The organism is Streptomyces sp. NPDC085946, from assembly GCF_044540485.1.
In the GTDB taxonomy this organism is placed as follows: domain Bacteria; phylum Actinomycetota; class Actinomycetes; order Streptomycetales; family Streptomycetaceae; genus Streptomyces.
Window position 1 is genome coordinate 67471 of sequence record NZ_JBITSF010000010.1, and the last position, 17145, is coordinate 84615.

Genomic DNA, 17145 nt, shown 5'->3' on the forward strand with positions numbered 1-17145 from the left:
GGGAATCGCATGTTCGATGTTCTGGGAATGGACGCCACGTCCGAGGTGGTCTACCGCGAGATGCTGGCGCACCCGCAGGACGGTGTGGCCGAGCTGATGCGCCGCCTCCGGCTGACCGAGCAGGTGGTGGTGACGGCACTCGACACCCTCAGCGAACTGGCCCTGATACGGAGTTCCTCCGAGGATCCCCGGAATTTCCACGCAGTCGACCCGCACCTGGCCGCAGACATCCTGCTGGCAAGGCAACGAGCCGAGCTCGCCGCGCAGCAGAAACGTGTGCAAGAGGCTCAGGCCGCCGCCGTGCGCCTCAAGTCGGAGTTCGCCCAGGACAGGGAGGAGTCGCTTCGCCTGAACGGGGTCGACTGCGTCCGCGACTACCTGGCGACCCTGTACGACAGGGTCGAGGACGAACTGCTGACCTTCGCTCCGGGCGGAGCCCAGACCGCGGCCAACGTGCGCAGTTCGCGGCCGCTCGCCGAGAGCCTGTTCGAGCGCGGGGTGCGGATGCGCACCGTCTACCTGGACAGCGCCCGCAACGACCCCGCCACGGTGGCGCACGCGGAGTGGCTGGCCGCGCTCGGCGGGCGAATACGGACCGTCCCCTCCTTACCGAACCGCATGATCATCTGCGACCGGAGGGTCGCCGTCGTCGCCGCCGACTGCGATGACACCGCTGCCGGGGCAGTGGTGCTGCAGACGCCAGGAGTGGTCTCGTCGCTGTACGCCCTGTTCGATTGCGTCTGGCAGTCCGCCCGGCCGATGGGCACGACCGCCTTACCCGCGGATGCGCGGAGGCTGAATCCGCAGCAGACGGAAGTCCTGCGGCTGTTGTCCCAAGGGCACACCGACGAATCCGTCGCGGCGCGGTTGGGTGTGTCGGCTCGCACGGCACGCCGCATCGCCACGAAACTCATGGACCACCTCGGCGCGCGAAGCCGCTTCCAGGCCGGCGTCCACGCGGTCGCGAGGGGGCTCATCCGGCCATGACGGTCCATGTGGTCGCTGGTCGACAACCACTGGAAGGGATTGACGATCCGAATAGGACAGTTGCCTCATGTACCTCGTCCATCTCGCTGTCTCCCCTCCAGGCGACGCCCCCCTGCCTGCTGAGATCAGGCAGATGCTGGAAGCCACCGCACCGGACGTCCTGGAACACGTCAGCGTGCACCTCCAGTCACGGCCTCACCCCGTCATCGGCCTCTTCCTCCGCGTCTCGTCCCTGAACGAGGCCGAGTCGACCGCGGAGCAGATCTGGGCGCGCGCGGTCGCTGCCTGCCCTCAACTGGCCGAATGGTGCCTGCGACGCGCTGAAGCGCCGCTGATGCGCTACGAGTTGGACTGAGATCTCCTCACCCTGATCCGATCCGTACCAGGGTGTCCCTGCCGGCGAGCAGGATGACCACGCGCCCCGCTCGGCGGTCTTCTCCGGGGCGCGTCCGTGCGTGCTGCGCGGGCGGCCGAGACACAAGGCCCCGTGCGGCCGTGCCTCTTCCGTGCGCATGTCCTCGGCGGCCTTCGCCCGCATGCCGTCACGCACGCTCGACCGGCGCCGCCGCGCCCGTTCACCACCGCGGAAAACAGGTTTTTTCATAAGTTTGATTCAGTGTGCACGGGGAATATCGCGGTCGCCGGCGACCCATGGACCGGAAACCAAGTCCGCCCAAGGGCCTGAATAGGTCAGGACCCATTCAGTCCACCCGTCAGTTCTTCCTTCGCCGCGCGAGAGCTCGCAGAATCGTGATTGCTGGACAACGAACCAGTGAGAGAGGCGAGCAATGAAAGAACGGACATCCACCCCAGGCAGCTCACCCACGAAGGAGCCGACCTTAGGCCGCCGGCTCGATGACGGCGGATGGCAGTGATTGCATGGCCACCTCGAACGACCACATTCAAGGCAATGCGCTGGCGGCACTCGCCGAGGAGTTCGGCACCCCGCTGTTCGTCTACGACGCGGACGTCCTGGAAGACACGTACCGCGAGCTGCGCGGCGTGCTCCCCGCCGATGTCGATGTCTTCTACTCGCTCAAAGCCAACCCGAACGTCAGTGTCTGCGCACTGCTGAACTCGTTCGGTGCCGGCGCCGAGGTCTCCTCCTTCGCCGAACTGGTCACCACTCTGCGAGCCGGGGTCGCGCCCCAGGACGTCATCTTCCTCGGCCCCGGCAAGGACGAGCGAGAACTCACCGCGTGCATCGAAGCCGGAATCCACGCGATCGTCTGCGAATCACTGGACGAACTCGACTTCCTGGACTCGCTGCTGGCGGCCGTCGGCCGCGACGAGTTCCCGGTGCTCCTGCGAGTAAACCCTGCCTTCGGCAGCAAGGGGTCAGGACTGGCCATGGGGGGCAAGCCCCGGCAGTTCGGCATCGACGAAGCCGAACTGCGTGACTCCAAGCACCGGCTCGCCGCCCTGCGCCACATCCGGGTGAAGGGGGTGCACGCCTACATGGGGACACGGTTCCTGAACCACGAAGACGTCGTCCACAACACCCGGCAGATCCTCGCCACCGCGGAGGATCTGGCCGGACGCCTCGGCTTCCCCCTGGAGACCGTGGACTTCGGCGGCGGACTCGGCGTCGCCTACTTCGAGAACGAGGAGGACCTGGACCTCGCCGCGCTGGGAACCGGACTGGCGGACGTTCTCTCCGCCTTCTCCACGCGCAACCCGCACTGCCGGATGATCATGGAGCTGGGCCGGTTCCTGACGGCCGTGGCCGGCACCTACCTCATCCGGGCCCGCTATGTGAAGAACTCCATGGGGGAGAGCTTCGTGGTCGCCGACGGCGGCACCAACCACCACATGGCCGCCGTCGGTGTCGGGAGCTTCGTCAAGCGCAACTTCCCGATCCGCCACGTGGGGAACCGGGCTGCCGGAGCGCTGCGGCCCTACAGCGTGACCGGGCCGCTGTGCACACCCAACGACGTCATCGCCAAGAAGGTCCGGCTGCCGGAGGTGCGGCCGGGGGATCTGCTGGCAGTGGAGCGGTCCGGGGCCTACGGGCCCACCGCCTCACCCGGACTCTTCCTCAGTCACGGCTTCCCGGCCGAGGTGATGGTGCACGGCGGGCGGGCCCATCTGGTCCGGGAACGCGACACCCCGGAGGATCTGCTGGCCAAGCAGCACCTCGTCGGCTTCCGCACAGCGTCCGGATGACCGCCGCGGCACACCGGGCCGTCCGGGTCGGAGTGGACGTCCTCGACTGCTCGGAACTCCGCCGCCTGGTCGAGCGGCCCTGGTTCCTGCGCTTCAGCTTCGCCCCGGAGGAACTGGCCCACGCCGAGACCCTCGGCGGCCATCGGCGCCTGGAGTTCCTCGCGGGCCGCTTCGCCGCCAAGGAGGCCGTCCTCAAGGTCCTGGGCAGGGGCTTCCTCCAGGGCGTGGCGCCGCGGGAGATATGCGTGGAGCACACACCGCACGGCGCCCCCGTCGTCCGCTTCCGCGGGAGAGCCGCCCGATTGGCCCCGCCCTCCGTCTCGGTGTCCATCACCCACAAACAGACCGTCGTGGCCGCGGTCGCCCTCGGCACCCCCGGCGCCGGCGGTGCGGCGGCCGAAGACGGACGAACAGCATCCACAGAACCGAAGGAGCCCGACGCCGTGTCGCCGCCCAGCATCCACACGACAGCCCCCGCCCGGCAGAGTGCCCGCGGTGAACCGACCCCGGAGGCCACGGCCTTCCTCCGCGTACGAGTCGGCCAGGAGGAAGCCCACTACGGGGGCGACCTGGTGGACGGCGCCCGCATCCTGCGGCTGTTCGGCGACCTGGTCACCGAGATCACCATCCGCACCGACGGCGACGAGGGGCTGCTGGCCCAGTACAGCGACGTCCGCTTCGCCGCGCCCGTGAAGCCGGGCGACTACATCGAGGCACGCGGACGACTGGTACGGCGGACCAGGCTGCGCCGGGTGGTCGAACTCGAGGCGCACAAGGTCCTCAGCGCCCACCCGGGAACGGGAGAGAGCGCCGCCGCGGTGCTCGACGCCCCCCAGCTCGTCTGCTCCGCCACCGCCACCACGGTCGTCCCCTTCCGCAGGACGGACACGGCGACCGCCCCCGACCCCGTTGCCGAGGAGACCTGATGGCCCGTACAGCGCAGCTGCTGCACGAACTGCTGGATGCGGCCGCCGACCGCAGCCCCTGGTCTGCCGCGTTGAGTTCGCAGAACCGCAGCCTGGCCTACGGAGAACTCGCCGCCGCCAGCACCAGGGCGGCCGCACTCCTGCACCGCGAAGGGCTGCGGCGCGGCGACCGGATCGTCGTCACCGCGGCCGACGGGATCGGCATCGCCGTGCTGCTCTACGCGGCCTCCCGCCTGGGCGCCGTCTCCAGCGTGCTGCACGAACAGGTGCGCGGCGGGCCTCTGGAACACGTGCTGCGGGACTGCGAACCCAAGCTGCTGGTCTCCGACGATCCCGGTGCGGGACGGACCGCCGCCGAGCACGGCGTGCGGTTCCTCGGGCTCGACGAGCTCGTCCGGACCGCGCTCGACACGGACACCGACGTGTCGCTCACCCCCGTTGGCCGGAGCGCCCTGGCCGTGGACCCGGTCAGCCTGATCTACACCTCGGGTACCACCTCGCTGCCCAAGGCCGTGGTCAGCACCCACCAGCAGGTGCTCTTCGCCGTCTCCGCGATCCAGGAGTGCCTGCGGTACCGCAGCGACGACGTCGTGTACTGCCCACTGCCGCTCTCCTTCGACTACGGCCTCTACCAGGTCTACCTCGCGGCACTGAGCGGCGCCCGGCTGCACCTGGGCACGGTCGCCGAGGTCGGTCCCCCGCTGCTGCGCAGCCTGGAGGAAGCCGGGGCGACCGTGCTGCCCGCCGTGCCCTCCATCGCCGATCGGCTCGGCTGGCTGCTGCGCCGCAGCAGCGGAGGACCGAGCCGGCTGCGGCTGCTGACCAACACCGGAGCGGCCCTGTCCGAAGCCACCATGTGCGCGCTGCGCGCCGCACTGCCCCGGCTGAGGATCCAGGTCATGTACGGCCTCACGGAGTGCAAGCGGACGGCGATCATGCCGCCGGACGGAGACCTCGACCGTCCGGGATCCTGCGGACTGCCGCTCCCGGGCACCGAGGTCTTCGTCATCGACGACGACGGGAACCGGCTGCCTCCCGGACAGATCGGCCAGTTCGTCGTGCGCGGCCCGAACGTCATGGCGGGCTACTGGAAACGCCCCGAGCTGACCGCCGAGCGCTTCCCCCGCGCGGAGGGGCTGTTCCCCGAGCTGCGCACCGGCGACTACGGCCGGCTGGACGAGGAGGGCTACCTCTACTTCTCCGGCCGCCGGGACGACCTGTACAAGGAGCGGGGATTCCGTCTCAGCGCCACCGAGGTGGAAGCCGCCGCGACCCGCGTCGACGGGGTGACCTCGGCCGCCGTACTGCCGCCCGAGGGCAGGCGGGGCGCGCTCCTCGCGGTGGTCGCCGACATCACCGCGGACGAGGTGCGCGAGGGCATGCGCGACCACATCGAGCCCTTCAAGATCCCGCGGCACTGCGTCCGCCTCGACGCCCTGCCCACCAACGGCAACGGCAAGGTCGACCGCAAGAAGCTGGCCGTCCTGATCGAACGGCCGCCGGCCGCCCCGGTCACCGCCGAGGCCCCGCGGGCCGGCCTCGCCCACTGATCCGCTTCCCATCCGACCGCAGCAACTCCTCACTCCACACAAGGACATGACCATGGATCGCCAGAACGTTGTCACCGCCCTCGAGAACGCCCTCACCGACGTCCTCGAGCGCCCCGTCACCGGTCTCACCGGCGACGTGAAGCTCTTCGACGACCTGCACCTCGACTCGACCACCATGCTCGAGATGCTGATGGCCCTGGAGGACTCCATCGGCCTGGTCGTCGACCCGGAGGACCTGGACGCGGACGACTTCGTCTCGGTGGACACCTTCACCGACTTCGTCCTGCGCACCCGGCTCGAGCAGGTCTCGGCATGACGCTCATCCAGCCCGACCTGAGCGTCTTCACGACCCTGGAGTCGGAGGTACGCAGCTACTGCCGCGGCTGGCCCACCGTGTTCGACCGGGCGCAGGGCAGCCGGATGTACGACGAGGACGGGCACGAGTACCTGGACTTCTTCGCCGGCGCCGGATCCCTCAACTACGGCCACAACAACCCGGTGCTGAAGCGCGCCCTGCTCGACTACCTGGAGCGCGACGGGGTCACCCACGGCCTGGACATGTCGACCACGGCCAAGCGCGCGTTCCTCGAGTTCTTCCAGAACGTGATCCTGCGCCCGCGGGACCTGCCCTACAAGGTGATGTTCCCGGGCCCGACCGGCACCAACGCCGTCGAGGCCGCCCTCAAGCTGGCGCGCAAGGTCAAGGGGCGCGAGACGGTCGTCTCCTTCACCAACGCCTTCCACGGCATGTCGCTGGGCTCCCTGGCGGTGACCGGCAACGCCTTCAAGCGGGCCGGCGCCGGCGTACCGCTCGTGCACACCACTGCCATGCCCTTCGACCACTACATGGGCGGGAAGACACCCGACTTCCTGTGGTTCGAGCAGGTGCTCCGGGACCACGGGTCGGGGCTGGACAGGCCGGCCGCGGTGATCGTGGAGACGATCCAGGGCGAGGGCGGCATCAACGTGGCTCGCCCGCAGTGGCTGCGTGGCCTCGCCCGGCTCTGCCTGCAGCACGACATGCTGCTGATCGTCGACGACATCCAGATGGGCTGCGGCCGCACCGGGGCGTTCTTCTCCTTCGAGGAGGCCGGCATCACCCCGGACATCGTCACCGTCTCCAAGTCCATCAGCGGCTACGGCCTGCCGATGTCGCTGTGCCTGTTCAAGCCGGAGCTGGACGTCTGGGAGCCGGGCGAGCACAACGGCACGTTCCGCGGCAACAATCCGGCCTTCGTCACCGCGACCGCCGCCCTCAACACCTACTGGGCCGACGACAGGCTGAAGCAGCAGACCCTGGCACACGCCCAGACCATCGAAGCGGCGCTGCGCGACACCGCCGCGTACCACAGCGGATCCGCCTACCGCGGCCGCGGGATGGTATGGGGCCTGGAGCTCTCCGACCCCCGGCACGCGGGCCGCGCCGCACGCCGAGCCTTCGACCTCGGGCTGCTCACGGAGACCTCCGGAGCACATGGCCAGGTCCTCAAGCTGCTGCCCCCGCTGACCATCACCGGCGGCGAACTCGACCGAGGACTGCGCATCGTGCAGCGCGCCGTCCACGAGACGGCATGACCACGCCCGGCACCCCCGACGGAGAAAGGACCCACCCCGCCATGATGGCCCACCCGCTGCTGACAGAGACCGAGGCGGTCCGACCATGACGATCAGCGCTGCCCGCGCGGCCGATGCGGACCAGGGCACCGTCGCGAACAAGCAGGCGGTCTTCCGCGCACCGGTGCCCGAGGACGGCCCGGCCGTGTGGAAACTGGTCGAGAACACCCCCGGCCTGGACTCCAACAGCATCTACTACTACACGCTGTGGTTCCGGGACTTCACCGACGGTTCGCTGGTCGCGACCGTGGACGACGAGATCGTCGGCTTCCTCACCGGCTACCGCCGCCCCGACGAGCCCGAGACCTACTTCGTCTGGCAGACCGCCGTCAACCCGCGCCACGGCATCCCCTTCCTCGGGGTGAAGCTCTTCCAGGCCGCGGCCGACCAGCAGGTGGCCCACGGCGCCCGGTACGTCGAGGCCACGGTCTCCGCCGAGAACAAGGCGATCCTCATGGTGCTGAAGCAGTTCGCCAAGAAGCACTCGGCCCCCATCGAGACCCGCGTGCTGTTCCCCGGCAGCCTGTTCCCCGGCGGCCACCACGACGAGGTCCTCCACCGCATCGGCCCGTTGACCGCCGGTTGATTCCGCGGTGCCCGACGATCAGGAGTCGTTTCCATGGCGCAGCAACCCACACCTCTGCACCTCGACATCAACGACAAGTACTTTCGCATGGACTCGGAAGAGGTGCGGAAGGCGCGAGCTGCACATTGGTACGCAGAAACCGACTGGGGCATCGCCGTCCTCTCCTACGAGGACAGCAGTTTCCTGCTGAAGAACCCCCGCCTGACGCAGGGGTCGGCCAAGTGGCCGGCCCAGCACGGAGTGGTCGAGGGGCACTTCGACGGCTGGTGGAAGAAGACCCTGCTGGTGCTGGAGGGCGACGAGCACAACAGGATCCGGCGCCTGGTGAACCCCGCGTTCTCTCCGCGCCGGATAGAGCCGTTGCACGCCCGGTTCCGAGCCCTGGCGGACAGCCTGATCGACGAATGGATCGACGACGGGCAGACAGAGTTCGCCAGTCGCTTCGCGGCGCCGTACGCGACCAGGATCCTGTGCATGATGCTGGGCATCGACGAGCGCGACTGGAAGAAGATCAATGAGCTGGCGTCCACGATCGGGCTCGGTCTCGGCATCTCCATCCAGGAGAACATCGCACAGATCGACGAAGCCGTCGTCGAACTCACCCGGTATGCGGAGTCTTTGGTCAGGAGCAGGAGGGAGTCGCCTCGGAACGACATCCTCAGCACCCTGGTGGAAACGAGGGACGAGGACGACGGCAGGCTCTCGGATCAGGAACTGATCAATCTCATCATCCTGCTCATCTTCGCGGGGATCGACACGACGCGGAACCAACTGGCTTTGGCTGTCGAATCGTTCTCGAGGCAGCCGGATCAGTGGGAGAAGCTGGCCGCGGACCCGGACCGCTACTCCGTCAAGGCGGTCGAAGAAGTGCTCCGCATCAATCCGATCGGCCGGTGGATCACGCGCGAAGCGGCGGAGACGTTCCCGCACAAGGAGCGCACGATCGAGAAGGGCACAACAGTCCACCTGTTCACCCTCTCGTCGGCCACCGATCCCGCCGAATTCGACAACCCGGACCGCATCGACCTCGACGCCGATCGCTCGCCTCATTTCGCGTTCGGTGGCGGCCTGCACCATTGCCTGGGGCACTTCGTCGCCAGGGCGGACATCAATGTGGCCCTCTCGGCGCTGGCTGCGCGGATGACCGATCTGCGCGTGGGGGAAGGCGCCGAGTGGCTGCCCGACTCCGGAAACACGGGTGCGAGGAAACTGCCGATCACGTTCACCCCGCGTTCCTGATTTCCGCGAACGGTGAAGCTCCTGGTGGACGGGTGCGCGTGCACGATCGCCCATGTCCATCAGGAGCTTCGCGTGTATGGTGGAACCTCCTTAGGTGGTTCTACCCCGACTGGGAGGTCCCATGACACCCTCCAAGGCCGGCACCGGGTGCCCGTCCGCCGCCGGCGGTAACCCGGCGTGGAGCGATCGCCACCGGCGCTGCGGAGTCGCCGCACGTCACGCCGGGGACGGAGGTCGCTGACGATGGTGGATCTGACGGTGCTGCCGGGCTACGTGGCAGTGATCCTGCTCTTCCTCGGCCCTCCCGGGCCCGACATGGCCTACATGCTCGCGGTGGGCCTCGAAGGCGGTCGCCGGTCCGCGGTGAAAGCCATCCTCGGCATCGGAACCGGCATGAGCGCCTACGCCGCCGCCGTCGTCGCCGGCATAGGGGAAATCGCCCGATCGCACCCATTAGTGCTGGACGTGATCAGGATTTTAGGTGCGGCGTACCTCCTGTGGTTGGCGTACGTGACGATGCGTCATGCGCGTCGTGCGATCAGCGGGCACAGTGATGTCAGGGCGGGTCGCTGGTATCTGCGAGGCATCCTCGTCAGCATCACGAATCCGAAGATCATCCTCTTTTTCCTCGCGGTGCTCCCGCAGTTCATCGGAAGCGCGGACAACCCGGGAGTACAGATGGCGCTCCTTGGTGCGATCGACATCCTGATGGAGGTGATTCTTTACGGAGGCATCGGAGTCCTGGCGGGATTCTTTCACGCACGTCTTGTCGACTCGACCAAAGCGACGGCCGTGCTGAACTACCTTGCGTGCACCGTTTATGTCGTGCTGGCCGGGACGATCTTTGTCGAGTTCCTGCTGGCTTGACCGTCAGTGCTCCAGCGGCGGATCGTGTCCTGAGCCGCGTTTTTGGCGATGACAGCGGCGGGTGACGGCGCGGTGGGTCTTCTCCAGGCCGGCCACGACCGGCAGAGCGACCCTTTGGTTTCCGGCCCGGAAGGGTGTGAATCGACCAGGCGGCCGCCCCGAGCTGTTCCATCCTCCGTACCGGCCGCGGTCCAACCTCGATGGCGAACGATCCGACTTCGGTGCCGGAGGACAGCCGGAGATGTCACGGCGCTCGCGGCGATCTCCGCGGCGCGGCCGGTGCCCTCGCCCCGGCCCCGCTCCCCCGCAGCCGTGCGCGGCGCGGTCCACGGTGTCGTACGGGCCGGTGTCGGCGGTCCGCAAGGCGCGGACGCCGTCCCGGGGGCCTCGCAGCCGTGACGGGTGGTGCGGCGCGCGCCTCGGGTGCCCGTCCGGGCGCGCGGGAGAGCCGCGGCACGGGTGTGCATGAAGGCGGTGACAGAGGTCACTCGCCCTCGGTGTGCACGGATTGGCTGATTCCGTCGTCTCTTCCAGTACCCGGCCGCACCCGCCCGGAAGTCCGTCCAGCCGTCACGAGGGAGCAAGGTGTTGTCCACCGTCATCGAGCAGCCCGTTGAGGCCCGCCTCGTCGCCGCCGCGCCGCGGATGCCGAGCATTCCCGCCACGCTGCACTACGACCGGAGCGACCCGTTCGCCGTCCGCATGACCTTCCCCGCCCCGGCCACCCTGGAGGGCGTCGAGGTCTGCTGGACGTTCGCCCGCGAGCTGCTCGCCGCGGGACTGCTGGAGCCCCAGGGGCACGGCGACGTGCGGGTGCGGCCGTACGGCTACGACCGCACCGTGCTGGAGTTCCACGCCCCCGAGGGCACCGCCGTCGTCCACGTGCACTCCAGCGAGGTGCGCCGGTTCCTCCGGGCCGCGAGCGAGCTCGTGCCGGTGGGTCTGGAGCACCTGCAGCTCGACCTGGACCACGACCTCGCGGAGCTGATGCGGGACGCCTGCTGATCCTCCCGGGACGGAGGCCGGGTGGGCCCGGGGCGCCCGCCGGCGCCGGGCGGCGCCCCGTACGTCCCCGCGCCCAGCAGCTCCCGCGCGGCGCGGCGGACCACGGCGTGCGCGGCTGAGCGGTGCCCGACGCGGCCGGTCCGCCACCCGGCGACAGAGCACAGCGGGCGGCCCCCGCCGTCCCACGGGGCCCGGGCATCAGCCGCTCCCGGGCGCTCGGCCGCGGACCGGTCCGACGTCAGCGCTCCGGAGCCGACGCCCCACCCCGGAGCCAGCGCCCCGCCCCGCCTCTCACCGCGACGCCGCCGCCACGCCCTCCACGACGGCCGTCCGCAGCTCCCGCACGACGGCCCGGAGCGCGGGCGCCGCCGCCCCGCCCCGTTCGGTCAGCCGTTCCAGGCGCTCCCGGTGCAGGGCGCGTTCCCCGGGCGGCAGCACGGTGCGCAGCCGGGCCGCGGCGGCGAGGACGACGAGGGCCGCCTCCCGCTCGGGGACGTCCTCGACCGGGACGGGTCCCCGCAGGACGAGCCGTGCCTCCTCGCGCAGCGCCGCCACGACGTCCTCGCGCGCGAGGACGTACTCCACGGACGGGAACACCCCGAGGACCCGCTTCCGCACGGCCCGCACGTACCCCTCGGCCACCAGGTGCTCCCGGACCGCGTCCAGCGTGACCCGCGCCCGCAGGGTCACCCAGGTGCGCCAGCGGTGCGGCCGGGACGCGCGGATCCGGTCGAGCAGTCCGTCGAGCACCGCGTCGCCGGTGCGGGCGTCCGGGCCGGCGGGGGTGACGACGCCGTCCTCGTCGGTGAGCAGGCCGAGCCGGGCCAGCTCGACCAGCGCGCCGGTGCGCACCAGCCGGGGCAGGCGGGCGGCGGCCTCCGTGCGCGCGGCGTCCCAGGCCAGCAGGTAGAGCCGGGCGGGCAGGGAGAGCGGGCCGTTGGGCACGGGACCTCCTCGGGTGCGGGATCGCGGGCGCGGTAATCGCGTTGACAGCCGTTCGGGCCCCTCCTACGGTGTGTGGCGGTCCTGTTGCCGCCGATTGGAGAAGGACGTTGCTCCTCTGAGGTCCTGAGACACCGCGTCGCACCCGTGGGGTGCCGGCGCAGCGTGCGACCTCGGCGTTCGAGCCGTCCTTGCGGAACAGGGCTTCTCCCCTGCCCCCGGTGTCTCCGGGGATGTCCGGGTTCCCTCCTGCCGGCCGTCGCCCCGCCGTCGTGCGGTGTCTCGATACGCGTTTGCCCCTGACCGCCGCGAGCAACCGCGAGGCCCGTATGTCCGCATCCCTCACCGTCACCTCCCTCTCGTTCACCTGGCCCGACGGCACCCCCGTCTTCGAGGGCCTCGACGTCTCCTTCGGCCCGGGCCGGACCGGGCTCGTCGGCGTCAACGGGTCGGGGAAGTCCACCCTCCTGAAACTCCTCGCCGGGGAGCTCAGGCCCTCCGACGGCACCGTCCGCGTCAGCGGCGAGGTCGGCCACCTCCCGCAGAACGTCACCCTCGACACCGCCCTGCGGGTCGACGAGGCGCTCGGCATCGCCGGGCGGCGGGCCGCGCTGCACGCCATCGAGGCGGGCGACGTGGCCGAGGAGCACTTCGAGACCCTCTGCGACGACTGGGACGTCGAGGAGCGCGCCCTGGCCACGCTCGGCGAACTCGGCCTCGGCCACATCGGCCTGGACCGCACCGTCGGCGAGGTGTCGGGCGGCGAGTCCGTCCTGCTGCGCCTGGCCGCGCTGCTGCTCGGCCGCCCGGACGTGCTGCTGCTCGACGAGCCCACCAACAACCTCGACCTGTACGCCCGCAGGCGGCTGTACGCGGCCGTCGAGTCCTGGCCGGGCGTGCTGGTCGTGGTCAGCCACGACCGCGAACTGCTCGAACGCGTCGACCAGATCGCCGACCTGCGCGCCGGGGAGATCACCTGGTACGGCGGCACCTACACCGACTACGAGGAGGCCCTCGCCGTGGAGCAGGAGGCCGCCGAGCGCATGGTGCGCGTCGCCGAGGCCGACCTGCGCAAGCAGAAGCGCGAACTGGCCGACGCCCAGGTCAAACTGGCCCGCCGCAAGCGGTACGGGCAGAAGATGTGGGACAGCAAGCGCGAACCCAAGATCGTCATGGGGGCGCGCAAGCGGGAGGCCCAGGTCTCCGCGGGCAAGCACCGGATCATGCACGAGGAGAAGCTCGCCGAGGCCAAGGAGCGCCTCGACGAGGCGGCGGAGGCGGTCCGCGACGACGACGAGATCCGCGTCGACCTGCCGTACACGGCCGTGCCGCCGGGCCGGGCCGTGCTCACGCTGCGGGACCTGCGGCTGGCGTACGGCGCGCGCGTGGCGGGCGGTCTCGATCTGCACGGCCCGGAGCGGATCGCGCTGCTCGGGCGCAACGGCGCGGGCAAGACGACCCTGCTGCGCACCGTCGCCGGGGAGCTGGAGCCGGTGTCGGGCGAGGCGACGGCGCACGTCCCGCTGCGGTTCCTGCCGCAGCGGCTGGACGTCCTCGACGGCGAGCTGAGCGTCGCGCAGAACGTGGCCCGCTTCGCGCCGGGCGCCACCCACAACCGGATCCGGGCGCGGCTGGCCCGCTTCCTGTTCCGGGGCGCGCGCGCCGACCAGAAGGCGGCCACCCTGTCCGGCGGCGAGCGCTTCCGGGCGGCCCTGGCCGCGCTGATGCTGGCGGAGCCCGCCCCGCAGCTGCTGATGCTGGACGAGCCGACGAACAACCTCGACATGGCGAGCGTCCGTCAGCTGGTCTCCGCGCTGGAGTCGTACGAGGGGGCGCTGCTCGTGGCCAGTCACGACTTGCCGTTCCTGGACTCGGTCGGCATCACGCGGTGGCTGCTGCTGGAGGACGGCGAACTGAAGGAAATCACGCCAGAGGCTGTCGGGTTTCCCGCCTAGCGTCGGCGGCATGACCGAGTACACCCACGATGTCATCACGCTGACCGGAGCCCGGGAGAACAACCTCAAGGACGTCTCCCTCCGCATCCCGAAGGGCCGGCTGACGGTGTTCACCGGCCTGTCGGGGTCGGGGAAGTCGTCCGTCGTCTTCGACACGATCGCGGTGGAGTCGCAGCGCCAGCTGAACGAGACGTTCCCGTGGTTCGTCCGCAACCGGCTGCCCTCGTACGAGCGGCCGCACGCCGAGGGCATCGAGGACCTCACCCCGGCGATCGTCGTCGACCAGCGGCCGGTGGGCGGGCACGCGCGGTCCACGGTCGGCACGATGACGGACGTCTACTCGGTGATCCGGGTGCTGTTCTCCCGGTACGGCACCCCGAGCGCCGGACCGGCGACGGCGTACTCGTTCAACGACCCGTCGGGCATGTGCCCGCGGTGCGACGGGCTCGGGCGGACGGTGCGGCCCGACTGGGACCGCATCCTGGACCCGGACCGCTCCCTGGCCGACGGGGCGGTCCGGTTCCCGCCGTTCGCCGCCGGGACCTGGCAGGGGCAGGCGTACACCAACAGCGCCGACCTCGACCCGCACAAGCCGGTGGGGCGGTTCACCGCCGCCGAACGGGAGTTCCTGATGCGCGGGCGGCCCGGCAGCAAGGTCACGGTCGAGGGCAGCGGGGGCACCTGGACGACCGAGTACGAGGGCCTCGCCGACCGCTTCGAACGGCTGTACCTGAAACGGGACCTGTCGGCCATGAGCCAGAAGACCCGTGACCTCGTGCGGGAGTTCCTCGCCGAGGGCACCTGCCCGGCCTGCCGGGGGGCCCGGCTCAACGCGGCGGCGCTGGCGACCCGGATCAACGGCCTGTCGATCGCCGACTGTGCGCGGATGCAGGTCACCGACCTGATCGCCGTGCTGAAGGAGATCGACGACCCGGTCGCCGGGCCCGTCGCCCGTGCCGCCGTCGCCGCGCTCGAACGGATCGAGGCGATCGGCCTGGGCTACCTCAGCCTCGACCGGGAGACGTCCACGCTCTCCGGTGGCGAGGGGCAGCGGCTGAAGACGGTCCGGCACCTCGGCTCCAGCCTGACCGGGATGACGTACATCTTCGACGAGCCGAGCGTCGGCCTGCACCCGCGGGACGTGGGCCGTCTCGGGGACCTGCTGCTGCGGCTGCGGGACAAGGGGAACACCGTGCTGGTCGTCGAGCACGACCCGGACGTCATCGCGCTGGCCGACCACGTCGTGGACATGGGACCGGGCGCGGGGGCCGGCGGCGGCCGGGTGGTGTTCGAGGGGACCCCCGGGGAGCTGGCCGCCTCGGACACCGCGACCGGCCGGTGCCTGGGCCGGCGGCCCGCCGTCAAGGAGCCGGTGCGGGAGGCGGCGGGCGGGCTGTGGGTGAAGGGCGCCGGCCGGCACAACCTGCGCGACGTGACCGTGCGGTTCCCGGCCGGCGTGCTCACCGCGGTGACCGGGGTCGCCGGGTCGGGCAAGAGCACCCTGGTCGCGGAGTTCACCGCCGCCCACCCCGGCGCGGTCGTCGTCGACCAGTCGTCGATCGGGATCTCCGGGCGGTCCACCCCGGCGACCTACCTGGGGATCATGGACACGGTGCGCCGGATCTTCGCGCGGGAGACGGGCACCGCGCCCGGCCTGTTCAGCTTCAACTCCGACGGCGCGTGCGGCACCTGCGAGGGGCGCGGGGTCATCCACACCGACCTCGCCTTCATGGACCCGGTGACCACGACCTGCCACGGCTGCGAGGGCCGGCGCTTCAAGGACGAGGTGCTGCGGCTGACCGTGCGCGGCCGCTCGGTCGCCGACGTGCTGGGGATGACGGCGGGCCAGGCGCTCGGCTTCTTCGACGACCCGGGCGTCCGGCGCCGGCTGCACGCCCTGCGCGACGTGGGGCTCGCCTACCTCACGCTCGGCCAGCCCCTGTCGACGCTCTCCGGGGGCGAGCGGCAGCGCATCAAGCTCGCCACCCGGCTGCACCGGACGGGCGCCGTGTACGTCCTGGACGAGCCCACCACCGGACTGCACCTGGCGGACGTGGACGGGCTCGTCGCGCTGCTGGACCGGCTGGTCGACGCGGGCAACACCGTCGTCGTCGTCGAACACCACCTGGACGTCGTCGCCCGCGCCGACTGGGTGATCGACCTCGGCCCGGACGGCGGCCGGGACGGCGGCCGGGTGGTGTTCGAGGGAACGCCCCGGCAACTGCTGGACGCCGAGGGGTCCCACACGGGCGAGCACCTGCGGCGGGCCGTGGCGGGCGCCGGGGCCGCGCGCGTCCGGTGAGGCGCGCCCGGGGACGGGTACCCGCGTACCCGTCCCCGGGCCGCGGGCGCGGAGGTGGCCCCGCCGGGAACGGCCCTGCATGATGGAGCGCCGGCGGCCGTCGGCGTCCGGCCGGTCCCGGAGGCACCGCCGCGGTCCCGGCCCGCGCCCTGTCCCCTCACCCCGGAGTCATGCCCGTGCCCAGCAAGAAGGCCCTCGTCCGCCGTCCCGGCCCCCGCCTGGCCGAAGGCCTGGTGACGCACATCGAGCGGGCGGACGTCGACGCCGATCTCGCGCTCGGGCAGTGGGAGGCGTACGTGGCGGCGCTGCGCGACCATGGCTGGGAGACGATCGAGGTGGAGCCGGCCGACGACTGCCCCGACGCCGTGTTCGTGGAGGACACGGTGGTCATGTACAAGAACGTGGCGCTGATCGCGCGGCCCGGCGCGGAGTCCCGGCGCGCCGAGACCGCCGCGGTGGAGGAGGCCGTGGCCGGTCTCGGCTGCTCGGTGAACTGGATCTGGGAGCCCGGCACGCTGGACGGCGGCGACGTGCTGAAGATCGGCGACACGGTCTACGTCGGGCGCGGCGGCCGCACCGACGCGGCGGGGGTCCAGCAGCTGCGGGCCGCCTTCGAACCGCTCGGCGCGCGGGTCGTGGCCGTCCCGGTCGGCAAGGTGCTGCACCTGAAGACCGCGGTCACGGCGCTGCCGGACGGCACGGTCGTCGGGCACATCCCGACCATGGACGCCCCGTCGCTGTTCGCCCGGTTCCTGCCGGTGCCGGAGGAGTCCGGGTCGCACGTCGTGCTGCTCGGCGGCGGCAGGCTGCTGATGGCGGCGAGCGCGCCGAAGACCGCCGAGCTGTTCGCGGACCTCGGGTACGAGCCGGTCGTCGTGGACATCAGCGAGTTCGAGAAGCTGGAAGGCTGTGTGACCTGTCTCTCGGTGCGGCTGCGGGAGCTGTACGCCTGACCGGGTGATCCCCTCCCCGTCCTGTCCGGGACGCCTGGTCCGGGGCCGCACGG

General features: G+C 71.0%; 15 protein-coding genes. 14 read left to right on the forward strand and 1 reads right to left on the reverse strand.

Features of this window, described 5'->3' with window-relative positions; translation table 11 throughout:
* The first annotated feature begins 9 nt into the window (after positions 1–9).
* The 11 genes from ACIF8T_RS20860 to ACIF8T_RS20910 all read left to right on the forward strand — a co-directional run bounded on the left by ACIF8T_RS20860 (position 10) and on the right by ACIF8T_RS20910 (position 10940).
* On the forward strand, positions 10–987 hold the full coding sequence (locus tag ACIF8T_RS20860; RefSeq protein WP_400037099.1) for a LuxR C-terminal-related transcriptional regulator: 978 nt from the start codon (positions 10–12) through the stop codon (positions 985–987).
* Positions 988–1054: 67 nt separating this feature from the next.
* The gene (locus ACIF8T_RS20865) at positions 1055–1342 is read left to right on the forward strand and encodes a hypothetical protein (RefSeq protein ID WP_400037101.1); all 288 of its coding nucleotides are present in this window, start codon (positions 1055–1057) and stop codon (positions 1340–1342) included.
* A 524-nt stretch (positions 1343–1866) separates the two neighbouring features.
* Entirely contained in the window at positions 1867–3153 is a 1287-nt protein-coding gene (locus ACIF8T_RS20870; RefSeq protein ID WP_400037103.1) for a type III PLP-dependent enzyme, read from the forward strand.
* Entirely contained in the window at positions 3150–4079 is a 930-nt protein-coding gene (locus ACIF8T_RS20875; protein ID WP_400037105.1) for a holo-ACP synthase, read from the forward strand. Before ACIF8T_RS20870 ends, ACIF8T_RS20875 begins: the two co-directional genes overlap by 4 nt.
* Positions 4079–5629, forward strand: a complete 1551-nt coding sequence (locus tag ACIF8T_RS20880) for a class I adenylate-forming enzyme family protein (protein WP_400037107.1) — start codon at positions 4079–4081, stop codon at positions 5627–5629. The genes ACIF8T_RS20875 and ACIF8T_RS20880 overlap by 1 nt, the downstream gene beginning before the upstream one ends.
* Positions 5630–5681: 52 nt before the next feature.
* Complete coding sequence (locus ACIF8T_RS20885; protein ID WP_336321851.1) at positions 5682–5945, forward strand: phosphopantetheine-binding protein; 264 nt, start codon at positions 5682–5684, stop codon at positions 5943–5945.
* Positions 5942–7204, forward strand: a complete 1263-nt coding sequence (ectB, locus tag ACIF8T_RS20890; protein ID WP_400037109.1) for a diaminobutyrate--2-oxoglutarate transaminase — start codon at positions 5942–5944, stop codon at positions 7202–7204. The genes ACIF8T_RS20885 and ectB overlap by 4 nt, the downstream gene beginning before the upstream one ends.
* 85 nt (positions 7205–7289) lie before the next feature.
* Positions 7290–7829, forward strand: coding sequence for a diaminobutyrate acetyltransferase (gene ectA / locus ACIF8T_RS20895; RefSeq protein WP_400037111.1), 540 nt, complete (start codon positions 7290–7292; stop codon positions 7827–7829).
* A gap of 33 nt (positions 7830–7862) precedes the next feature.
* Entirely contained in the window at positions 7863–9068 is a 1206-nt protein-coding gene (locus tag ACIF8T_RS20900; RefSeq protein WP_400037113.1) for a cytochrome P450, read from the forward strand.
* 243 nt (positions 9069–9311) lie between these two features.
* Positions 9312–9935 (forward strand): LysE family translocator, encoded by a 624-nt coding sequence (locus ACIF8T_RS20905; protein WP_400037115.1) that lies wholly within the window; start codon positions 9312–9314, stop codon positions 9933–9935.
* 588 nt (positions 9936–10523) lie between these two features.
* Positions 10524–10940 carry an SsgA family sporulation/cell division regulator gene (locus ACIF8T_RS20910; protein ID WP_400037117.1) on the forward strand — a complete coding sequence of 139 codons (417 nt, stop codon included), beginning with the start codon at positions 10524–10526 and terminating at the stop codon, positions 10938–10940.
* Between the two features lie 291 nt (positions 10941–11231).
* On the opposite strand, the gene ACIF8T_RS20915 is transcribed toward ACIF8T_RS20910, so the two are convergent.
* Positions 11232–11885, reverse strand: a complete 654-nt coding sequence (locus ACIF8T_RS20915) for a GPP34 family phosphoprotein (protein ID WP_400037119.1) — start codon at positions 11883–11885, stop codon at positions 11232–11234.
* A gap of 326 nt (positions 11886–12211) precedes the next feature.
* On the opposite strand from ACIF8T_RS20915, the gene ACIF8T_RS20920 reads away from it, so the two are divergent.
* The 3 genes from ACIF8T_RS20920 to ddaH all read left to right on the forward strand — a co-directional run bounded on the left by ACIF8T_RS20920 (position 12212) and on the right by ddaH (position 17092).
* Positions 12212–13837 (forward strand): ABC-F family ATP-binding cassette domain-containing protein, encoded by a 1626-nt coding sequence (locus tag ACIF8T_RS20920; RefSeq protein WP_400037585.1) that lies wholly within the window; start codon positions 12212–12214, stop codon positions 13835–13837.
* A 10-nt stretch (positions 13838–13847) separates the two neighbouring features.
* Positions 13848–16139, forward strand: coding sequence for an ATP-binding cassette domain-containing protein (locus tag ACIF8T_RS20925; RefSeq protein ID WP_400037121.1), 2292 nt, complete (start codon positions 13848–13850; stop codon positions 16137–16139).
* A 176-nt stretch (positions 16140–16315) separates the two neighbouring features.
* Positions 16316–17092 carry a dimethylargininase gene (gene ddaH, locus ACIF8T_RS20930; protein ID WP_400037587.1) on the forward strand — a complete coding sequence of 259 codons (777 nt, stop codon included), beginning with the start codon at positions 16316–16318 and terminating at the stop codon, positions 17090–17092.
* The last annotated feature ends 53 nt before the right edge of the window (positions 17093–17145 follow it).